Raw genomic sequence first — 19,196 nt, 5'->3', positions numbered from 1 at the left:
GGGAAACGTCGCACCGGGCCGCTACCGTCCGTACGTGGTCCGGTACCGGTACACCCCGGAGGTGCTCGCCGACGCGGCGGCGCGCGCCCGCAACGTCACCGACGTGATGCGCCTGCTGGGCGTACGGATCAGCGACGGCTCGCACGCCCACATCAGTCGTCAGCTCAAACGGTTCGGCGTCGACACCTCCCACTTCACCGGGCGTCCCCCTGGGCTGCGTGGTCCCCGCCGCCGGGTCTCCTCCACGATGCTGCTGGTCCAGCTACCGAAGGGTTCCCGCCGTACACCCGGCACCCGGCTGAAGTGGGCCCTGTGCGATATCGGCGTCCCGGAACGGTGCGAGGAGTGCGACGTCGGCACGACGTGGCGGGGCGGGCCGCTCACCCTGCACGTCGACCACATCAACGGTGACTTCCTCGACAACCGCCCGCCGAACCTGCGCCTGTTGTGCCCGAACTGCCACAGCCAGACCGCCACGTACGCCGGCCGCAACCGCCGGTCCGCTCTGGCGCCGGCGAGCGCCGGGCAGCCGCCGACCGGCCGCGAGCCGGACCGGATCGCCCACCCTCGGCCGCTCGATCCGCGGCATGTCGAGGCGCTGGTCCGGCAGGTGGCGGCCGGCGCGATGACCGCGGTGGAGGCCGGGCGGCGCATTGGCTGTCACCGCAACCACGTCTACCGGCTCCGCCACCGCCTGGAGCAGACCGGCACGACGGCGCCACGGCCACGCGTTCCTCACGGGTCCGTCGTCGACCACGCGCTCGTGGTCCGGTACGCGCTGGCGAACCCCGACCTGGGTCCGCGAAAACTCGCCGACCTGATCCGAGCCGCCACCGACGGACGGGAGAGGCCCAGTCACGGAACGGTGTCCAACGTCCTGCGGGCCGCCGGGCTCCACACGGCACGAGCGCGACGCACTAGACTCTCTGGGCAGGCGGGAGTGGTGTAACTAGGCAGCCACGCAGGATTTAGGTTCCTGTGCCTTCGGGCGTAGGGGTTCGAGTCCCCTCTCCCGCACGAGAACCGGCGACATGGCTGCCCGTGCCAGCGCAGGCACGGGCAGCCATGTCGATCGGCCACCGAGTGTCGCCCCACGGGGATCAGGACGTCGGATCGACCCGCACCGGATCGCCGACGCCGACCACGCCGGTCGACAAGGGGACGAGGTGAAGTCCGAACAGGATCTTTCGGTCGACACGGCGGTGCCGGACCAGGGTCCGCAACGGTTCGTGTCCGCGTACCCCGGTCTCCTGGTCGGTGGTGGTCACCACGCAGCGCGCGCACGTCCCGGCGGCGCGGAAGGTGGTCGCGCCGATCCGCAGGGTCCGACCGGCCCAGCCGTCCTCGGCCCAGGCCGGTGCGCCCTCGACCACCACGTTGGGCCGGAAGCGGGTCATCGGCACGGGCGCCGAGCCCGCCTCGGCCAGCCAGCCGTTCAGCGCTTCGAGCGACGCGGTGACGGTCAGCAGCAGCGGGTAGACGTCGGCGAAGCTGACCTGGTCGCCGGTGTCGTGGGCGCGCTCCCCCCGAGCGATGTGCCGGGTGGGTTGGGCGAGCCAGGTCAGCCGGACCGGCCTGCCGAGCACGGCGGTGAGCCAGGCGTCGGCCGCCGGGCCGGCGGGGAGGGCATCGACCGGCAGTTTCCGGTGCCGGAAGGTACGGACCGTGACCGGGGCGACACCGACCGGTTCCGGCACCTCCAGGTCGGGGCGGCCGGGGCCGCGTAGCACCAGCCCGCCGGGCCGGGTGACCGGCCGCAGGGTGGCCAGCACCGGGTGCTCCCGCTGGGTCACCCCGGTGCCGTCGGCGTCGACGATCATCCAGCGACGGTCACCGGCCAGGCCGCAGGGGTCGACCCGGGCCGTGTCGTGGTCGAGCCGGTGGCACCCCTTGACCGGGTACGTGTGGACGGACGCCAACCTCACCAGGCGACGCCGATTCCGTCACCGGGGTACCAGTGGTTGATCGGGGTCTCCCGGTAGGCGAGGAAACGCCGGCCGGTGCGCTCGGCGTGGTCGGCGAGGACGTGGGTGACGGTGACGTTGTCGGTGAGCAGCATGGCGCCCGACGCCAGCTTCGGCTCGACCGCGTCGAACTCCCGCTTCTCGTGGGCCTTGCTGTGGTCGCTGTCGTGCAGGAAGAGGTCGACCGGGCGGTCCAGCGCGTTGATGGAGGCGATCGAGTCACCGACGACCAAGTCGACCACGTCGGACCAGGGCGCGGTGCGGGCGAGGTAGCCGGCCTCGGGGTTGATGTCGAGGGAGGTGAGCCGGCCGGGGTGTCCCTCGGCGGCGTTGCGCAGGAGGGCTGCGGCGAGGACGCAGCTGCCGAGGCCCTTGTCCACGCCGGTCTCGACGACGTGCTGCGGGCGGCGGGCCCGGACGATGGCGTACCAGCCGACGCGGCGGGCGTAGCGGACCTGGCGGTCGGCGAGGCCGCGTCGAGCGGTGCCCTGGGTGGTCTGCTCGATGTGCCGGCGCAGGTTCTCGTCGCCCTCGATCTCCTGGATGTACGCCCGGATCCGCTTGACCGGGGTGTCGCAGACGACGCTGACGAACCAGGCGAGGTGACTCTTGCTCAGCCAGGTGAGGTCGTACGTGTAGTTGTGGTGCTCCCGGGAGGTCATCAGCCATCGGGCGGAGACCTTCAGCAGCTTGGTGTCGTGCCGGGCGACCCGGACCAGCCGCTTGGGGAAGGCGGCCACCGGAGCGAGCGGGGTGCGGGCGATGGCCCGACGAAGCTTGGTTGCGTCCACGGAAGGGTTTTACCACCCGTACCGGGGGGCGGGCGCCACCACGAGTTTCCCGCTTCCGGTCCGGACGGGCCGCGCAGGACCGCCGCCGAGGGGCAGGCACGGCGGCCGGAAGGGCCGTCACCTGGGGTCCGGGGTTCGGCGGCGGTGCGCCGGCGGCTGTCGGTGGTTCTCGTGGACGTCGGGTTCCCAACGGAGATGATCCGGACGTCAGTCACCCTGGTTGCCGGTCACTGCCGCCCGCCGCGAAGGGATGCTGGCCAGCACCGCTGCCCCCAGCAGCAGGGCGGGAAGGAGGAACCAGAGGCCGATGCCGAGGCCGAGCAGGAGGCCCCACGCCAGCATCACCAGGGCCCCGGCCGTCGTCGTGACGGCGACAGCATGGCCGACCAGGTCTGCGACCAGGGGACATGCGGCCGCCACTACCGGCACACCCAGCAGGTAGCTGGCGGACGCGCCACTGTCCGAGACCGTGAACGGCAGCAGCGCAGCGGCGATCCCGATGGTGGCGGCGAACGCCAGCAGTCTCAACACCCGACCGACGGCCCGAGGTGCGGCACGGTGCCTGCTCAGGTACATGAGCGCTGCCACGGCGATGAACAGCGCAAGAACTCCGCCAACTATCGCGGCTATGGTCATTTCGGTGGCTCCTCTGTCGCGGCGATGTCAGCGAGCCGGGTCTCGTACACCTCGACCGGCCACTTCTTCCGCAACGAGTCGGCGAGCCGGCGCAGGTGCTCCTCCTGACGATACGTGGCCATCGCCGACTTCACCTTGTAGGCCAGCACCGCGTCCCAGTTCATCTGCTTGAACGAGATGCGCTCGACGCGGACCACCCACCACCGGTTGTTCTGCGGGTCCGCGGACAGTCCGACTCCCCCGGCCGCGCCGACCGCGAAGGCCGCGCGCGAGATCATCGGATCGGCGCCCTCACCATGGTTGTCGATGGTGGCCGTGCCGCTGTCCTTCGCACCGCCCTCACGCACCAGTCCCTGAAACGTCGTCTGATCGGTATCAGCCGCACGCTCCAGAGCCGTTCTGGCCTGCGCAGGATCAGCGAACTCACCCCAGGCCACCTCGGCCTGTGCCACGTTTCCGAACAGGCTGCGGTGTTCCTGGTACCAGGCGAGGGCTTCCCCGTCGGTAATGCTCTCGGCGGCGAGGCCAGCAGCACCGCGCTGCTCCTGAGTGATCAGTTTGGCGATCTGTTCGGCCCTGGTCGACCCGCGCAGGCCCCGGCGAGCGGCTTCCCGCACCAGCAGCTCGTCCCGGATCGCCAGCTCCAGTGCCTCCGGCCACGGACCGGCGTAGCCGCCTGCCACCACCACCGCAGGCAGGGGACTGTCGGGAATCAGCGCCCGAACCTGCTCGACGGTGACGGGTTCGCCTCCCACGGTGGCCAGAGCGTTCGGCGGCGGGTCCACGGAACGGTCCGTGGACCCGCAACCGGTCGCCACCAGTGCGAGCGCGACGATCGACACGGTGAAAAGAAGTCGTTTCATCGTCCGAGAGGATCTGGCTCTAGCCGCACTGGTTCGTCGACCACAGGAAGTCGTCGTCGGCTTCCCAGTACTCGTCACCGCACTCGCTGTCCCAGGGGTCCGTCGATCCACCATGGACCCGACCGCAGCGATCGTGGTCAGCACAGTCGTAGGTGTAGCCGGTGATGATGAAGCACCCACCACCGCACTTGCCCATGCAGTCGTACGAGGCTGGGCCGACATAGACGGTCTCACCCAGGAAGCAGTGGCTGTCCGCATCGTGCAGCACCAGTTCGTTCACGTTGCATCCGGTGTACCAGATTCCGTCCTCGTTGCTTTCCTGGCAGGCGGCGATCACCGCCCTGCGCTCCGCGCTGTCCTTCACGGTGGCGAAGAGGCCCTCCTTGAGGCACGACTCCACCTTGGCGGCGCCTTCCGGAAGCTTCCGGTCACCGTATCGCTCCGCCGGGCGGGGCACGGCCTGGGTTCCGATCCTGGTGCCCGGGGGCGCCTCGGCAAGAAGCATGGCGAGGCGGATGGTCAGGTCCCGGTGCAACGAGATCGGTGCTTTCGTGGCACTGGCCGGTTCGACCCACTCCGACTCGAGGGCCTTGGCGAAGGCGTCGAGCGCCAGGTTCTCGTCCGGTTGCAACGCGGCGCCTTCTCCGGACCACTGGGCGGAGCCGCTCGCGATGTCCTTGCTGGCCGTGAACTTCTTCCCGCCGACGGAGAGCGTCACCTCCGTCGACACGGCACTCTCGGCCGAGGCCGCGAACTCGATCACCGTGGCCGAGCGGGCGAAGGTGCCGGTGTCGTGGCTGGCCGACGATGCGGTGATGCGGAAGTCGTTGCTGGCCAGCGGTTCCGCCACCGGCGCCGCGGAGGCTGCCGACGTGACCGGCGGCGTCACCAGGAGGAGCGCGGCGCCAACAACCAAGATCTTGGAGAGACGAAGAGGTGAGGAGATCCGACGCTTCATGCATTCCCCCATCGAAGTCCCGTGGGGTACGCATCAAAAGTGATCGCTCCCGAGGTTTCCGAACGAAGCGACCGCCGCGATGGCACCCGGATTGCCATTGGCGATAACGATCGTCGTTAATATATGTAACAGCTGTCAATGCCTGCCGTAAAGATCTTAAATGCGCGCCGACCCCTATCCACCGGGGGCGACTTCCGCCCCACCGGCCAGCACGCTCGCCGGAAGGCGCGCGAACCACCGCGCGCACCAGGCCACCGCCCGCCGCCCCGGACCCCACATCGGCCCGAACGCATTCCCCCGGAGGCCGGACTGTCCATTTACGGCAGGTTCCACCAATCAGCCGGAAAGACCGACCCAGTCGTTGGGTAGCAACTAACGACATAGTCATCCTTGAATGCGCAAGTGCTTTCCCGCCGGCCTGCGACCCCACGCTCGCCCAAGCCCCGGTCGCCGACCGGAAGGCACTCGCGGGGTGCCACCCCGGTCCTACCACGGCCGGTGGCGACAGCCCACGAGACCGGCACCGACTCCCGCCCCCTCGCCGCGTCACCGACCTGACCGACCACTCCCCGACGCCCCGGCCTTGCCTACTGAAAGTTCTCATGCATAGGGTCATGGTATGAATGGAACGGCCGCCATCGCGGCTGCGCCGAGCGACCGGCTGCTGGATCTGTTCCACGGCGCCCGGCTCACCCCGATGCAGCGCCGGATCGCGCACTGCCTGGTGCAGCACGCCGGCTCGGTGGCCTACCTCTCCGCCGCCGAGGTCGCCGAGCTGGCCGGGGTCAGCCAACCGTCGGTGACCCGCTTCGCCGTCGCGCTCGGCCACGACGGCTGTCCGGCGCTGCGCCGCCGACTGCGCGAGCTGACCGGCGCCGGTGGCACCGACCTGGTCTTCGACCTGCACACCGCCCCGATGGCCCTGGCCATGGTGGTGCTCCAGGCGATCTGCGACGCCGCGCCGACCGACACGCAGGCGCGGCTGGAGGCGTTCGAGGCGTCCGCCGCCCGCCGACAGTTGTTCCTCGGGTGAGAGGAGATCCGACGATGTACCAGCCCGCCCGTGCCGCTCGCGGCACCGAGCGCAGTGCGCGGGGGTGGCCGCAGGAGGCCGCCCTGCGGATGCTGATGAACAACCTCGACCCCGAGGTCGCCGAGCGTCCCGAGGACCTGGTGGTCTACGGCGGCACCGGGAAGGCCGCGCGGGACTGGCCGTCGTACCACGCGCTGGTGCGGACCCTGACCGACCTGCGGGACGACGAGACGATGCTGGTGCAGTCCGGTCGGCCGGTCGGCGTGCTGCGCACGCACGAGTGGGCGCCGCGGGTGCTGCTGGCCAACTCCAACCTGGTCGGCGACTGGGCCACCTGGCCCGAGTTCCGCCGTCTGGAGCAACTCGGCCTGACCATGTACGGGCAGATGACCGCCGGTTCGTGGATCTACATCGGCACCCAGGGGATCCTCCAGGGCACCTACGAGACGTTCGCCGCGGTCGCCGCGAAACTCGCCGGTGCGCGCGACGGCGGACAGCCGGCCGGGGACGGTTCGCTGGCCGGGACGCTGACCCTCACCGCCGGCTGCGGCGGGATGGGCGGAGCGCAGCCCCTCGCGGTCACCATGAACGGTGGAGTCTGCCTGATCGTCGACGTGGACCGGTCCCGGCTGGACCGCCGGGTGCACGACCGCTACCTGGACGAGGTCGCCGACTCCCTGGACGACGCGGTCGAGCGGGTGCTCGCCGCGAAGCGGGAGCGGCGGGCGCTCTCCGTCGGGGTGGTCGGCAACGCGGCCACCGTCTTCCCGGAACTGCTGCGCCGAGGCGTCGACATCGACATCGTCACCGACCAGACCAGCGCGCACGACCCGCTGTCGTACCTGCCGGAGGGGGTGGAGCTGGCTGACGCCCGGGAGTACGCGGCGGCGAAGCCGGCCGAGTTCACCGACCGGGCCCGCGCCTCGATGGCGAAGCACGTCGAGGCGATGGTCGGGTTCCTCGACGCCGGGGCGGAGGTCTTCGACTACGGCAACTCGATCCGGGGCGAGGCGCGCCTCGGTGGGTACGAGCGGGCGTTCGACTTCCCCGGCTTCGTGCCCGCGTACATCCGGCCGCTGTTCTGCGAGGGCAAGGGGCCGTTCCGGTGGGCCGCCCTCTCCGGCGACCCGGCCGACATCGCCGCCACCGACCGGGCGATCCTCGATCTGTTCCCGGAGAACGAGTCCCTGGCCCGGTGGATCCGGATGGCCGGGGAGCGGGTCGCCTTCCAGGGCCTGCCGGCCCGGATCTGTTGGCTCGGTTACGGCGAGCGGGACCGCGCCGGTGTCCGGTTCAACGAGATGGTCGCCTCCGGTGAACTCTCCGCCCCGGTGGTCATCGGTCGCGACCACCTCGACTGCGGCAGCGTCGCCAGCCCGTACCGGGAGACCGAGGCGATGGCCGACGGCTCCGACGCGATCGCCGACTGGCCGCTGCTCAACGCGCTGGTCAACACCGCCAGCGGGGCATCCTGGGTGTCCATCCACCACGGCGGCGGGGTCGGCATCGGCCGCAGCATCCACGCCGGTCAGGTCTGCGTGGCCGACGGCAGCGCGCTGGCCGGGCAGAAGATCGAGCGGGTGCTCACCAACGACCCGGCGATGGGCGTCATCCGGCACGTCGACGCCGGCTACGACCACGCCCACGAGGTGGCGACCCGTACCGGGGTGCGCGTTCCCATGGCCGAGCGGTAGGAGGGGCCCCTTGTTCACCAAAAACGCCCTGCAGGGGACCCCTGCTACCACCACCACCCGCTTCCGCGACCTGTGGGACGAGATCGCGCCGATCGGGCGGGACGCGCGCACCGGCGGCTACCTGCGGTACGCGTTCGGTGAGCCGGAGCGCCGGCTGCGGGAGTGGTTCCGGACGCAGGCCGAGCGGCGGGGCATGCCGGTCACCGGGGACGGCAACGGCAACCTCTTCGCCCGCTGGGGTGACCCGGACGCCACCGACGCGGTGCTCACCGGAAGCCACTTCGACTCGGTTCCGCAGGGCGGGGCGTACGACGGGCCGCTCGGCATCGTCAGCGCCTTCCTCGCCGTGGACGAGCTGCGCGCCGCGGGCGTCGCCCCGGACCGACCGATCGTGGTCGGCGCGTTCGTCGAGGAGGAGGGGGCCCGGTTCGGCGTACCGTGCCTGGGGTCGCGGCTGCTCACCGGGGCGCTCACGCCCGAGCGCGCGGCCGGGCTGCGCGACACCGACGGGGTCGCCTTCGCCGAGGCGCTCGGTGACCGGCCGGCGGGGGCCCGTCCGGACCTGCTGGCCGGGTTCGCCGCCTTCCTCGAGCTGCACGTGGAGCAGGGACGGGCGCTGGTCGACCTGGACGCGCCCGTCGCGGTGGCGACGGCCATCTGGCCGCACGGCCGCTGGCGGTTCGACATCACCGGCGAGCCGAACCACGCCGGGACGACCCGGATGGCCGACCGCCGCGACCCGATGCTCACCTACGCGTTCACCGTCCTCGCCGCGAACAAGGAGGCCCGGTTGCGCGGCGCGCATGCGACCGTCGGTCGGATCAGCGTCGAGCCGAACGCCACCAACGCCGTCCCGAGCCGGGTGACCGGCTGGCTGGACGCGCGGGCCGCCGAGGAGGGCACACTCGCCGAGCTGGTCGAGGCGGTCCGCGCCAAGGCCGTCGAGCGGGCCCGCCGGGACGGCACCGAGGTGAGCGTGACCGAGGAGTCGGCGACCCCGCTGGTGGGCTTCGACGCGAGCCTGGGCGGGCGGCTGGCGACGCTGCTCGACGCGCCGACCCTGCCCACGGCGGCGGGTCACGACGCCGGGGTGCTCGCCGGGCACCTGCCGACGGCGATGCTCTTCGTACGCAACCCGACGGGGGTGTCGCACTCCCCCGCCGAGTCGGCGACCGACGCCGACTGCGCCGCCGGAGTGACCGCCCTGGCCCGTGTGCTGGCGGAGCTGGCCGCTGATCCCGCCCCGGTCGGCCGCCCCCGCGGGGCGGCGGCATGACCGCCACCCGCTGGCTCGCCGAGTACGCCTGGCTGCCCGACGATCCCGAACCCACCGCCGACGTACTGATCGAGACCGTCGGGGGCCGGATCACCGCGGTCACCCCGCTGGCCGACCGAGCCACACCCGCCGCCGGGGTCGAGGTGCTGGCCGACGCGGTACGCCTGCCCGGACTGACCCTGCCCGGACTGGCGAACGCCCACTCGCACGCGTTCCACCGGGCGCTGCGCGGACGCACGCACGGCGGGCGGGGCGACTTCTGGACCTGGCGCGACCTGATGTACACGGTCGCCGACCGCCTCGATCCGGACACCTACCTCGCCCTCGCCCGGGCCGTGTACGCCGAGCTGGCGCTGGCCGGCGTCACCTGCGTCGGCGAGTTCCACTACCTGCACCACCGTCCGGACGGCGGCCGGTACGCCGACCCGAACGCGATGGGCGCGGCGCTGGTCGAGGCCGCCGCGCAGGCCGGCATCCGGATCACCCTGCTGGACACCTGCTATCTGACCGCGACGGTGGACGGCCGCCCGCTGACCGGCCCGCAACGCCGCTTCGGCGACGGGGACGCGGCCCGCTGGGCGGACCGGGTCGAGGCGTTCGCTCCGGCCGGCGACCACTCCCGGGTCGGCGCGGCGGTGCACTCGGTCCGTGCCGTCCCCGCCGACCAGCTCGACGCGGTCGCCGGGTGGGCGCGGCGGCACGACGCGCCGCTGCACGTGCACCTCTCCGAGCAGCCCGCCGAGAACGACGCCTGCCGGGCGGTGCACGGACGCACCCCGGCCCGCCTGCTCGCCGACCACGGAGTACTCGGCCCGACCACCACCGCCGTCCACGCCACCCATCTGACCAGCGCCGACGTGGGTCTGCTCGGAGGGAGCGGCACCGGGGTCTGCCTCTGCCCGACCACCGAGCGGGACCTCGCCGACGGCATCGGTCCGGCCCGCCGGATGGCCGAGGCGGGCAGTCCGCTCAGCCTCGGCAGCGACAGCCACGCCGTGGCCGACCTCTTCGAGGAGGCCCGCGCGGTGGAGCTGGACGAGCGGCTGCGCACCCGGCAGCGCGGCCACTTCGCCCCGGCCGCGTTGCGCGACGCGGCGACCGTGACCGGGCACGCCGCGCTGGGCTGGGCCGACGCCGGCCGGATCGCCCCGGGGGACCGGGCCGACCTGGTCACCGTTCGGCTGGACAGCGCGCGGACGGCCGGCGTACCCCCGGTGGGGGTGTTCTTCGCGGCGACCGCGGCCGACGTCACCCAGGTCGTGGTGGACGGCCGGGTGGTGGTCCGCGACGGACGGCACGCGACGGTCGACGTACCCGCCGAACTGGTCGCCACGATCCAGGCGGTGATCAGCAGGTGAGCAGCCTGCTGATCGACAACATCGGGGAGCTGGTCACCAACGTGGCCGGCACGGGGGAGGGCGGCCGGCTCGGCATCCGCCGCGACGCGGCCATCCTGGTCGAGGAGGACCGCGTCGCCTGGCTCGGCCCGGCCCGGTACGCCCCGGCCGCCACCCGGCGGATCGACGCCGACGGCGCGGCGGTGCTCCCCGGCTTCGTGGACAGTCACGCCCACCTGGTCTTCGCCGGGGACCGGGCCGCCGAGTTCGCCGCCCGGATGGCCGGGCAGCCGTACACCGGGGGCGGGATCCGGACCACGGTGGCGGCGAGCGGGGCGCGTTCGACGCCGACCACGCTCGGGCGATCCTCACCTGTGGACAGGCCGCCGGCCTCGGGGTACGGCTGCACGCCAACCAGCTCGGCCCCGGCCCGGGGGTGCAGCTCGCGGTGGAACTCGGCGCGGCCAGTGCCGACCACTGCACCCACCTGGACGCCGCCGACGTGGACGCGCTGGCCGGATCGGCCACGGTGGCCACGCTGCTGCCCGGCGCGGAGTTCTCCACCCGGTCGCCGTACCCGGACGCACGCCGGCTGCTCGACGCCCGGGTCACCGTGGCGTTGGCCACCGACTGCAACCCCGGCTCGTCGTACACGTCGTCGATGCCGTTCTGCCTCGCGCTCGCCGTACGCGAGATGGGCATGACCCCGGCGGAGGCGGTCTGGGCCGCGACCGCCGGTGGCGCGCGGGCGCTGCGCCGCGACGACGTGGGGGTGCTCGCCCCCGGGGCCCGGGCCGACCTGATGATCCTCGACGCCCCTTCCCACCTGCACCTGGCCTACCGGCCAGGGGTGCCCCTCATCCGCCAGGTTCTGCACAACGGAGTCCCGCTATGAACGCCCAACGCGCCTGCCGCACCGACTTCCGCCCCGCCGACACCCCTAGCGGGGTGACATCGTGAGCGTGGTGACCGTCCAGCCCACCGGGGTCTCCCCCGCCGACGTGCTCGCCGTGGCCCGGGGCACCGTGGAGGTCGTCCTCGACCCGTCCACCGTGGACGCGATGACGACCAGTCGCGCGATCGTGGACGGCATCGTGGCCTCCGGCCGCCCGGTCTACGGGGTCTCGACCGGGTTCGGCGCGCTGGCCAACACGTTCGTCGCCCCGGAGCGCCGGGCCGAACTCCAGCACGCGCTGATCCGTTCGCACGCCGCCGGGGTCGGTGCGCCGATGCCCCGCGAGGTGGTACGGGCGATGATGCTGCTGCGGGTACGCTCGCTCGCCCTCGGCCGCTCCGGGGTCCGCCCGCTGGTCGCCGAGGCCATGGTCGACCTGCTCAACCACGACGTCACGCCGTGGGTGCCCGAGCACGGTTCGCTCGGCGCCTCCGGTGACCTCGCGCCGCTGGCGCACTGCGCACTGGTGCTGCTCGGCGAGGGGTGGGTGCTCGGCCCGGCCGGCGAGCAGGTCCCCGCCGCCGACGCGCTGCGCCGGGCCGGACTGGCCCCGGTGTCGCTGGCCGCCAAGGAGGGGCTGGCGCTGATCAACGGCACCGACGGGATGCTCGGCATGCTGCTGCTGGCCATCCACGACGCCGCGCACCTGTTCACCATGGCCGACGTGACCGCCGCGCTGGCCATCGAGGCGATGCTCGGCTCGGAGCGGCCGTTCCTGCCCGAGCTGCACGCCATCCGCCCGCATCCGGGGCAGGCGACCTCGGCGGCGAACATCCACCGGCTGCTCCAGAATTCGGCGGTGATGGACTCGCACCGGGACGACCTGGCCCACGCGGTGCAGGACGCGTACTCGATGCGCTGTGCGCCGCAGGTGGCCGGCGCGGCCCGGGACACCCTCGCCTTCGTCGAGCAGGTCGCCGCCCGGGAGTTGGTGTCGGTGGTGGACAACCCGGTGGTGTTGCCGGATGGCCGGGTCGAGTCGACCGGCAACTTCCACGGCGCGCCGCTCGGCTTCGCCGCCGACTTCCTCGCCATCGCCGCGTCCGAGGTGGGCGCGATCGCCGAGCGGCGGGTGGACCGGCTGCTCGACGTGACCCGCTCCCGGGACCTGCCGGCGTTCCTCTCGCCCGACGCCGGGGTGAACTCGGGACTCATGATCGCCCAGTACACGGCGGCCGGGATCGTCGCCGAGAACCGCCGGCTGGCCGCCCCCGCCTCGGTGGACTCGCTGCCGACCAGCGGCATGCAGGAGGACCACGTCTCGATGGGCTGGGCGGCGACCAAGAAGCTGCGCACGGTGCTGGACAACCTGACCAGCCTGCTCGCCGTGGAACTGCTCGCGGCGGTACGCGGGCTGCAACTGCGCGCCCCGCTCACCCCGTCCCCGGCCGGTCGGGCGGCGGTGGCGGCCCTGGGCGAGGCGGCCGGGGAACCCGGTCCGGACGTCTTCCTCGCCCCGGTGATGGAGGTCGCGCGGGAGGTCGTCCGGAGCCCGCAGCTGCGCGCCGCCATCGAGCGGGAGGTGGGGAGGCTGGGTTGAGGCGTGGGGTGGTTGGCGGTTCCGTGTGATGGTTGCAGGGGACCCTTCCTCATCGAAATGCGGTAGCAGGGGGCCCCTGCAACCACCTCGGCGCCGTGCAACCAACCCGGCCGCCTGCAACCACCTCGGCGCGCTGCCGTCGCCTCAGTGGGTGCCGAGCAGTGCGACGCCGAGCAGCACGGGCACCGCGCCCACGGTCGACAGGAGTATCGCGTCGCGGGCCAGCACCACCCCCCGGCCGTAGCGGACCGCGTAGACGAAGACGTTCTGGGCCGTGGGCAGGGCGGCGGTGATCGTGCAGGCCAGCACGACCGGCTGCGGCAGCCCCAACACGAACCGGGCCACCAGGTACGCCACCACCGGCTGCACCACCGTCTTGAGGACCACGGCGAGCCGGACGTCCCGGCCGGTCTCCCCCGAGCCGGGTGCCGGGGCGCCGTGCAGCGACAGCCCGTACGCCAGCAGCGCGGCGGGCACCGCCATCGCCGCGACGAGTTCCACCGGCCGCAGCACCGGTTCCGGTGGCAGCCAACCGGTCAGCGCGCAGGTCACGCCGAGCGCACAGGCCACGGTGACCGGGTTCGCCAGCGGCTGCACCAGCACCCGGGCCAGCGATCGCCGGGTGCCGGTCGCCGTCTCCAGCACGGCGAAGGCGATCGGTGTCATCACCACAAGCTGGAACATCATCACCGGTACGACCACCGAGGCGTCCCCGAGGACGTAGACGGCGATCGGGATGCCGATGTTGGCCGCGTTGACGTACGACGAGGCGAGCGCCCCGACGGTGACCTCCGCCGCGGGCCGGCGCCACCACAGTCCGGCGACGACCGCGAACACGGCCACCACCACGGCGGTGCCCACCACCGTGACGGCCAGGGCGGAGGAGACGACCGCCAGCACGTCGGAGCGGGCCGTGGTCAGGAACAGCAGCGCCGGGGTGGCCACGAAGAACGCCACCCGGGACAGCACGGTCGACGCGTCCGGCCCGAGGGTGCCGCGCCGGCCGAGCAACCAGCCGACCGCGACGACGGCCACGATGACGGCGAATCCCGTCAGGACACCCGGCACGTCGTCCCTCTTCCTCCCGTCGGCCCGGTCCCGCCGCCCACGGCGCGCACCGAGGGTGCGCGCCGGGCTGACGATTCAGGGCGCCAGCGGGAGCGGCGGGGTGGCCGGTGTCGGCAGGTCAGGCGGCGGCGGCAGGTCAGCACACCGGTGGCGGGCCAGGTTGGCGAGGGGTCAGGACGCCGGCGGGAGCACCTTGGCGATCAGCTTGGCCAGGTCCCGCAGGGCCTTGCCGCGGTGGCTGACCGCGTCCTTCTCCTCCGGGGTCAGCTCGGCGTTGGTCCGGGTCTGCCCGTCCCCAGGAAGATCGGGTCGTAGCCGAACCCGCCCTCACCACGCGGCGCACGCAGCAGCCGGCCGGTCTGGCGACCGTCGACCAGGTGCTCCTTGCCGCCGGGCAGCACCAGCGCCACGGTGCAGACGAAGGCTGCGCCCCGGTGCTCGTCCGCCAGGTCGGCGATCTGGTCGAGGACCAGTTGCAGGTTGGTCAGGTCGTTGCCATGCCGGCCGGCCCAGCGGGCGCTGAGCACCCCGGGCATGCCGTTGAGGGCGTCCACCGCCAGGCCGGAGTCGTCGGCGACGGTGGGCAGGCCGGTACGGCGACAGCCCTCCCGCGCCTTGATCAGCGCGTTCTCGCCGAAGGTGAGGCCGGTCTCCGGCAGCTCGGGGTAGTCCTCGACGTCGTCGAGGCCGAGCAACGCGATCCGGTGCGCGCCGAGCGCCCCGTCGAGGATCCGCTGGAGTTCGACCAGCTTCTTCCGGTTACGGGTCGCTAGCAGGACCTTGTTCACGCTGGATCACCTTTCGTCACCGTCTGCGGGGCCCGACGGCCCACTCCTCGCGCGTTCACCGGCCGAGGGCTTCACGCTGGGCCCCGGCCAGCTGGTCGCACCCGGCCACGGCCAGGTCGAGCAGGGCGTCGAGCTGCTTGCGCGCGAAGACCCCGGACTCCCCCGTTCCCTGCACCTCGACGAAGTCGCCGGTGCCGGTGCACACCACGTTCATGTCGACCTCGGCGGTCACGTCCTCGTCGTAGGCGAGGTCGAGGCGGGGCTCACCGTCGATGATGCCGACGCTCACCGCGGCCACCGACCGGTGCATCACCTTCTCCGGCTTGCCGGCGAGCGCCTTACGCCCGGCGAGCCAGGTGACGGCGTCGTGCAGGGCGACGTACGCGCCGGTGATCGCGGCCGTGCGGGTGCCCCCGTCGGCCTGGAGGACGTCGCAGTCGAGCACGATCGAGTTCTCGCCGAGGGCCTTCAGGTCGACGCAGGCGCGCAGGCTCCGGCCGATGAGCCGGGAGATCTCGTGGGTCCGCCCGCCGACGCGGCCCTTGACGCTCTCCCGGTCCGAGCGGGTGTGGGTGGCCCGGGGCAGCATCGCGTACTCGGCGGTCACCCAGCCGAGCCCGGAACCCTTCCGCCAGCGGGGCACCCCCTCGGTCACGCTGGCCGTGCAGAGCACCCGGGTGTTCCCGAACTCCACCAGCACCGAACCCTCCGGGTGGGTGCTCCAGCCCCGGGTCAGGGTCACCGGTCGAAGTTGGTCGGGCTGCCGTCCGTCAGGTCGCGCCATGCAGGCACTCTATGCGGTGCCGTGATCGGACTCTCCCGGGGTGTCCCGCCGCCGCGACCGCGTCTGGTCAGATCTCGTAGCGGGAGCCGGGACGGACGACGTCCAACGGGCCGGTGTACGCGGCGCTGGCCGCCTCGACCGTCTGCGCCTCGCTGCCCCAGGCGGTGACCAGGTGGGTGAGCAGGAGCCGGCCGACGCTGGCCTTGGTCGCCGCCTCGCCCGCCTCCCGGCCGGTCAGGTGCAGGTCCGGCGGGTTCTCCACGCCGTCGAGATAGCTGGCCTCGCAGAGAAAGACGTCGGCGTCCTGGGCGAGCCGCAGCAGGGGCTCGCAGGGTGCAGTGTCCGAGGAGTAGCAGAGGACGCGCCCGTCGTGCTCCAGCCGGACCCCGTACGTCTCGACGGGGTGGTTGACCCGGTCGACGGTGACGCTGAACGGACCGATCGGGAAGGTGCCCGGCTCCAGCGCGTAGAACTGGTAGACGTCCTCCACACCCCCCTCCTCCTGGTGCCCGTAGACGGCGTTCAGCCGGTCCGGGGCGCCAGCCGGGGCGTACACCGGCAGCGGCGGGTACGGGCCGTCCGGGGCGTACCGGCGGACGACCACGTAGGAGGCGGCGTCGAGGATGTGGTCGCAGTGCAGGTGGGACAGGATGATCGCGTCCGGGGCGTGCAGTCCGGCGTAACGTTGGAGCGCGGAGAGCGAACCGGTGCCGAAGTCCAGCAGCAACCGGAAACCCTCGGCTTCCACGAGGTACGCCGAACAGGCGGACTCAGGGCCGGGAAAGCTGCCCGCGCAGCCCAGCACGGTCAATCTCATGCGGTCGCCCCGTCGCCACTGCCGGTAGTCAACCCCTCGAGACTCGCCCCGTCGATGATCTCTACCGACGCGTACGCCACGCTGCGCAGCCTACGCCGGTGACGGCGGTGGCAAGAATGATCTGATGGAAGTTGTCGCGAACGTGACACCCCTCCATGTCTTCCCCGTCCACTCCGTCACGGTTACCGGAGCGGACCGTTGCACACGGTGAAACCCGCCGACCGTCGGCGGGGGGTGAAGACGGGGGCGGAACAGATCGTGCTGACCGAGACGGAGGACGCCGGCCACCCGCCACGGACCACACCGGACCCGGTCCGGCGGTCCGATGCGGAGGCCGGGACGGCTCCGAGCCGGGTTCCGGTCGCCGTCGCGGTCCCGGCCGGTGGCCGCACCGCTCCGCCCCGGGCGGTGCCGGGCGGACGACACCGGGCGCCCCGGCGGGCGTGGTCGGCCGGCAGCGTCCGGCTCCTGGTGATCTACGGCTGGGCCACCGGCCTGGGGGCGGTGGCCCTCGCCTCGGGAGTACGAGGTCTGGTGCTGGTGCTGGCCGGGACCGCCCCGCAGTGGTACCAGCCGACCGTGGCCGCCCTGGGCTTCGGCGGGATCGCCCTGGGCGGCGTCGCCCTGCACGGTCCTGCCCGCCCGGGGCTGCGGTGGGCCGCCCTCGGACTGGCGAACCTGGCCGTCGGGGTGAGCGCCGGGCTCACCGCCAGCCTGCCCTGAGCCGACCGCCAGCGCAGTGCCACCGCGGGGGCCGGTGCGGGGCAGCGGGCCCCCGGCCCGAGCGGTCAGGCCCAGAGTTGCCCGTCGAGCGCCTCCTCGGCATCGGCCAGGGTGCCGCCGTACGCGCCGGTGGAGAGGTACTTCCAGCCACCGTCGCAGACCACGAAGGCCACGTCGGCACGACGGCCGTCCCGGACCGCCTCGTGCGCCACGGCGAGGGCGGCGTGCAGGATCGCCCCGGTGGAGAAGCCGGCGAAGATCCCCTCCACCTCCACCAGCTGCCGGGTACGCAGCACCGCGTCCCGGGTGCCGACGGAGAAACGCCGGGACAGCACCGTCGCGTCGTACAGCTCCGGGACGTAGCCCTCGTCGATGTTGCGCAGGCCGTAGACCAGCTCGCCGTAGCGGGGTTCCGCCGCGACGATCTGGATGCCCTCGACCTTCTCCCGCAGGTAACGCCCGGTGCCCATGAGCGTGCCGGTGGTGCCGAGACCCGCCACGAAGTGGGTGATCGTGGGGAGGTCGTGCAGCAGTTCCGGCCCGGTGGTCTCGTAGTGCGCCCGGGCGTTGGCCTCGTTGCCGTACTGGTAGAGCATCACCCAGTCGGGGTGCTCGGCAGCGATCTGCTTGGCCGTGGTCACCGCCTGGTTCGAGCCGCCGGCGGCCGGCGAGAAGATGATCTCCGCGCCGTACATCCGGAGGAGCTGGACCCGCTCGGTCGAGACGTTCTCCGGCATCACGCAGACCAGCCGGTACCCCCGCAGCTTCGCCACCATGGCCAGCGAGATGCCGGTGTTGCCGCTGGTCGGCTCAAGGATGGTGTCCCCCGGGCGGAGCCGGCCGGCGCTTTCGGCCGCCCGGACCATGAACAGCGCCGCCCGGTCCTTGATGCTGCCGGTCGGGTTCCGGTCCTCCAGTTTCGCCCAGAGCCGCACCGGCGGTGCCCCGTCGGGCACCGTCGGCGACAGTCGCGGCAGCCCGACCAGGGGCGTACCACCGCAGGCGTCGAGGAGGCTGTCGTACCGCGCCACCTCCGACGGCCTCAGCGGAGGGCGACGGAGGCGCGGCGGACGCTGCCGTGCCCGCTCATCGCCGCCATGGCGGCGAAGCCCAGCGCGCCACCGGCCACGGCCGGCAGGATCGTCACCGTGTCGCCGTCGGCGAGCTTGGCGTCGAGCGCGCCGAGGAAGCGGACGTCCTCGTCGTTGACGTAGACGTTGACGAAGCGGTGCAGCGTGCCGGTCTCGGTGACCAGCCGGGCGCGCAGCCCGCCGTGCCGGGAGTCGAGATCGGTGAGCAGGTCGGCCAGGGTGTCCCCGGCGCCCTCGACGACCTTCGCGCCGCCGGTGTAGCTGCGCAGGATGGTGGGGATGCGAACCTCGATGGCCATGATGTCGTAACTCCTCGTTCGGGTGTGCCTACGGTGACGGAGGTGCGGGTGTGCCGGACGCTGGACTTGTCAGCGGCCGGAACACTCGTAGTCGACCGTCGCCGGGCTCTGCCCGAACATGTAGGACTGGACGGCGTGCGGGTCCACGGCGGCATCCACGATCCGAACCGGCTCCTCGGTCACCACGCCGTCCACGATCCGGAAGGAGCGAATCTCCTCCGTGTCGGGGTCGCGGGTGGAGACGAGCAGGTAGTGCGCTCCCGGCTCACCGGCGAAGGACACGTCCGTGCGGGACGGGTACGCCTCGGTCGCGGTGTGCGAGTGGTAGATGACGACCGGCTCCTCGTCGCGGTCGTCCATCTCGCGCCAGACCCGCAACTGCTCCATCGAGTCGAACTCGTAGAACGTCATCGAGCGGGCGGCGTTGTCCATCGGGATGTGCCGGGTCGGGGTGTCACTGCCGGCGGGGCCGGCGACGACGCCGCACGCCTCGTCCGGGTGGTCCCGGCGAGCGTGGGCGACGATCGCGTCGACGATCGACCGGTCGATACTCAGCACGAGTCCCAGCCTAGCGCCTGG

General features: G+C 72.6%; 18 protein-coding genes, 1 tRNA gene and 2 pseudogenes. 9 read left to right on the top strand and 12 right to left on the bottom strand.

What is annotated here, in order from left to right; translation table 11 throughout:
* The first annotated feature begins 34 nt into the window (after positions 1-34).
* Both GA0074694_RS13655 and GA0074694_RS13650 read left to right on the top strand, forming a co-directional pair.
* On the top strand, positions 35-949 hold the full coding sequence (locus GA0074694_RS13655; protein ID WP_091457960.1) for a helix-turn-helix domain-containing protein: 915 nt from the start codon (positions 35-37) through the stop codon (positions 947-949).
* Positions 935-1,017 (top strand) — tRNA-Leu (locus GA0074694_RS13650). Before GA0074694_RS13655 ends, GA0074694_RS13650 begins: the two co-directional genes overlap by 15 nt.
* An 83-nt stretch (positions 1,018-1,100) precedes the next feature.
* Here the strand turns inward: GA0074694_RS13650 and GA0074694_RS13645 are convergent.
* The 5 genes from GA0074694_RS13645 to GA0074694_RS31615 form a co-directional block, all read right to left on the bottom strand.
* The gene (locus GA0074694_RS13645) at positions 1,101-1,925 is read right to left on the bottom strand and encodes an MOSC domain-containing protein (RefSeq protein WP_091457956.1); all 825 of its coding nucleotides are present in this window, start codon (positions 1,923-1,925) and stop codon (positions 1,101-1,103) included.
* Positions 1,922-2,755, bottom strand: a complete 834-nt coding sequence (locus GA0074694_RS13640; protein ID WP_091457952.1) for a class I SAM-dependent methyltransferase — start codon at positions 2,753-2,755, stop codon at positions 1,922-1,924. The genes GA0074694_RS13645 and GA0074694_RS13640 overlap by 4 nt, the downstream gene beginning before the upstream one ends.
* 207 nt (positions 2,756-2,962) lie before the next feature.
* On the bottom strand, positions 2,963-3,391 hold the full coding sequence (locus GA0074694_RS13635) for a hypothetical protein (RefSeq protein WP_091457948.1): 429 nt from the start codon (positions 3,389-3,391) through the stop codon (positions 2,963-2,965).
* Positions 3,388-4,233 (bottom strand): SurA N-terminal domain-containing protein, encoded by an 846-nt coding sequence (locus tag GA0074694_RS13630; protein ID WP_091457945.1) that lies wholly within the window; start codon positions 4,231-4,233, stop codon positions 3,388-3,390. The genes GA0074694_RS13635 and GA0074694_RS13630 overlap by 4 nt, the downstream gene beginning before the upstream one ends.
* Before the next feature lie 40 nt (positions 4,234-4,273).
* The gene (locus GA0074694_RS31615) at positions 4,274-5,104 is read right to left on the bottom strand and encodes a DUF8213 domain-containing protein (protein WP_176737897.1); all 831 of its coding nucleotides are present in this window, start codon (positions 5,102-5,104) and stop codon (positions 4,274-4,276) included.
* A gap of 727 nt (positions 5,105-5,831) precedes the next feature.
* Here GA0074694_RS31615 and GA0074694_RS13620 point away from each other — a divergent pair.
* The 6 genes and pseudogenes from GA0074694_RS13620 (at position 5,832) to hutH (ending at position 13,047) form a co-directional block, all read left to right on the top strand.
* Entirely contained in the window at positions 5,832-6,245 is a 414-nt protein-coding gene (locus GA0074694_RS13620) for a MurR/RpiR family transcriptional regulator (RefSeq protein WP_091457937.1), read from the top strand.
* 14 nt (positions 6,246-6,259) lie between these two features.
* A complete protein-coding gene (hutU, locus tag GA0074694_RS13615; protein ID WP_091457934.1) occupies positions 6,260-7,939 on the top strand; it encodes a urocanate hydratase in 1,680 nt (559 codons plus the stop codon).
* Positions 7,940-7,967: 28 nt separating this feature from the next.
* Entirely contained in the window at positions 7,968-9,215 is a 1,248-nt protein-coding gene (locus tag GA0074694_RS13610; RefSeq protein ID WP_091459129.1) for an allantoate amidohydrolase, read from the top strand.
* On the top strand, positions 9,212-10,573 hold the full coding sequence (locus GA0074694_RS13605; RefSeq protein WP_091457930.1) for a formimidoylglutamate deiminase: 1,362 nt from the start codon (positions 9,212-9,214) through the stop codon (positions 10,571-10,573). Before GA0074694_RS13610 ends, GA0074694_RS13605 begins: the two co-directional genes overlap by 4 nt.
* Positions 10,570-11,447, top strand: a pseudogene (locus GA0074694_RS13600) (amidohydrolase family protein). Before GA0074694_RS13605 ends, GA0074694_RS13600 begins: the two are co-directional and overlap by 4 nt.
* Positions 11,448-11,508: 61 nt before the next feature.
* Positions 11,509-13,047, top strand: coding sequence for a histidine ammonia-lyase (gene hutH / locus GA0074694_RS13595; RefSeq protein WP_091457926.1), 1,539 nt, complete (start codon positions 11,509-11,511; stop codon positions 13,045-13,047).
* Positions 13,048-13,191: 144 nt separating this feature from the next.
* Here the strand turns inward: hutH and GA0074694_RS13590 are convergent, their stop codons facing one another.
* From GA0074694_RS13590 to GA0074694_RS13575, 4 genes and pseudogenes are all read right to left on the bottom strand, one after another.
* Positions 13,192-14,115, bottom strand: a complete 924-nt coding sequence (locus GA0074694_RS13590) for an AEC family transporter (protein ID WP_091457923.1) — start codon at positions 14,113-14,115, stop codon at positions 13,192-13,194.
* A gap of 171 nt (positions 14,116-14,286) precedes the next feature.
* Positions 14,287-14,903 (bottom strand): annotated as a pseudogene (gene rdgB, locus GA0074694_RS13585) (RdgB/HAM1 family non-canonical purine NTP pyrophosphatase).
* Positions 14,904-14,958: 55 nt separating this feature from the next.
* Positions 14,959-15,687, bottom strand: coding sequence for a ribonuclease PH (rph, locus tag GA0074694_RS13580; protein ID WP_091457920.1), 729 nt, complete (start codon positions 15,685-15,687; stop codon positions 14,959-14,961).
* 67 nt (positions 15,688-15,754) lie between these two features.
* Positions 15,755-16,504 carry an MBL fold metallo-hydrolase gene (locus GA0074694_RS13575; RefSeq protein WP_091457918.1) on the bottom strand — a complete coding sequence of 250 codons (750 nt, stop codon included), beginning with the start codon at positions 16,502-16,504 and terminating at the stop codon, positions 15,755-15,757.
* A 207-nt stretch (positions 16,505-16,711) separates the two neighbouring features.
* Between GA0074694_RS13575 and GA0074694_RS13570 the strand changes: the two genes are divergently transcribed.
* Entirely contained in the window at positions 16,712-17,227 is a 516-nt protein-coding gene (locus GA0074694_RS13570) for a hypothetical protein (protein WP_091457914.1), read from the top strand.
* A gap of 65 nt (positions 17,228-17,292) precedes the next feature.
* Here GA0074694_RS13570 and GA0074694_RS13565 read toward each other — a convergent pair whose 3' ends face one another.
* The 3 genes from GA0074694_RS13565 to GA0074694_RS13555 all read right to left on the bottom strand — a co-directional run bounded on the left by GA0074694_RS13565 (position 17,293) and on the right by GA0074694_RS13555 (position 19,175).
* Positions 17,293-18,258, bottom strand: coding sequence for a PLP-dependent cysteine synthase family protein (locus GA0074694_RS13565; protein WP_091457911.1), 966 nt, complete (start codon positions 18,256-18,258; stop codon positions 17,293-17,295).
* A gap of 11 nt (positions 18,259-18,269) precedes the next feature.
* The gene (locus GA0074694_RS13560) at positions 18,270-18,617 is read right to left on the bottom strand and encodes a MoaD/ThiS family protein (protein WP_091457907.1); all 348 of its coding nucleotides are present in this window, start codon (positions 18,615-18,617) and stop codon (positions 18,270-18,272) included.
* A gap of 69 nt (positions 18,618-18,686) precedes the next feature.
* Positions 18,687-19,175 carry a M67 family metallopeptidase gene (locus GA0074694_RS13555; protein ID WP_091457903.1) on the bottom strand — a complete coding sequence of 163 codons (489 nt, stop codon included), beginning with the start codon at positions 19,173-19,175 and terminating at the stop codon, positions 18,687-18,689.
* Positions 19,176-19,196 lie beyond the last annotated feature (21 nt).

The organism is Micromonospora inyonensis (assembly GCF_900091415.1).
Lineage (GTDB): Bacteria > Actinomycetota > Actinomycetes > Mycobacteriales > Micromonosporaceae > Micromonospora > Micromonospora inyonensis.
Note: the sequence above shows the minus strand (reverse complement) of the source record. Positions and strands in the feature narration are given on the sequence as shown.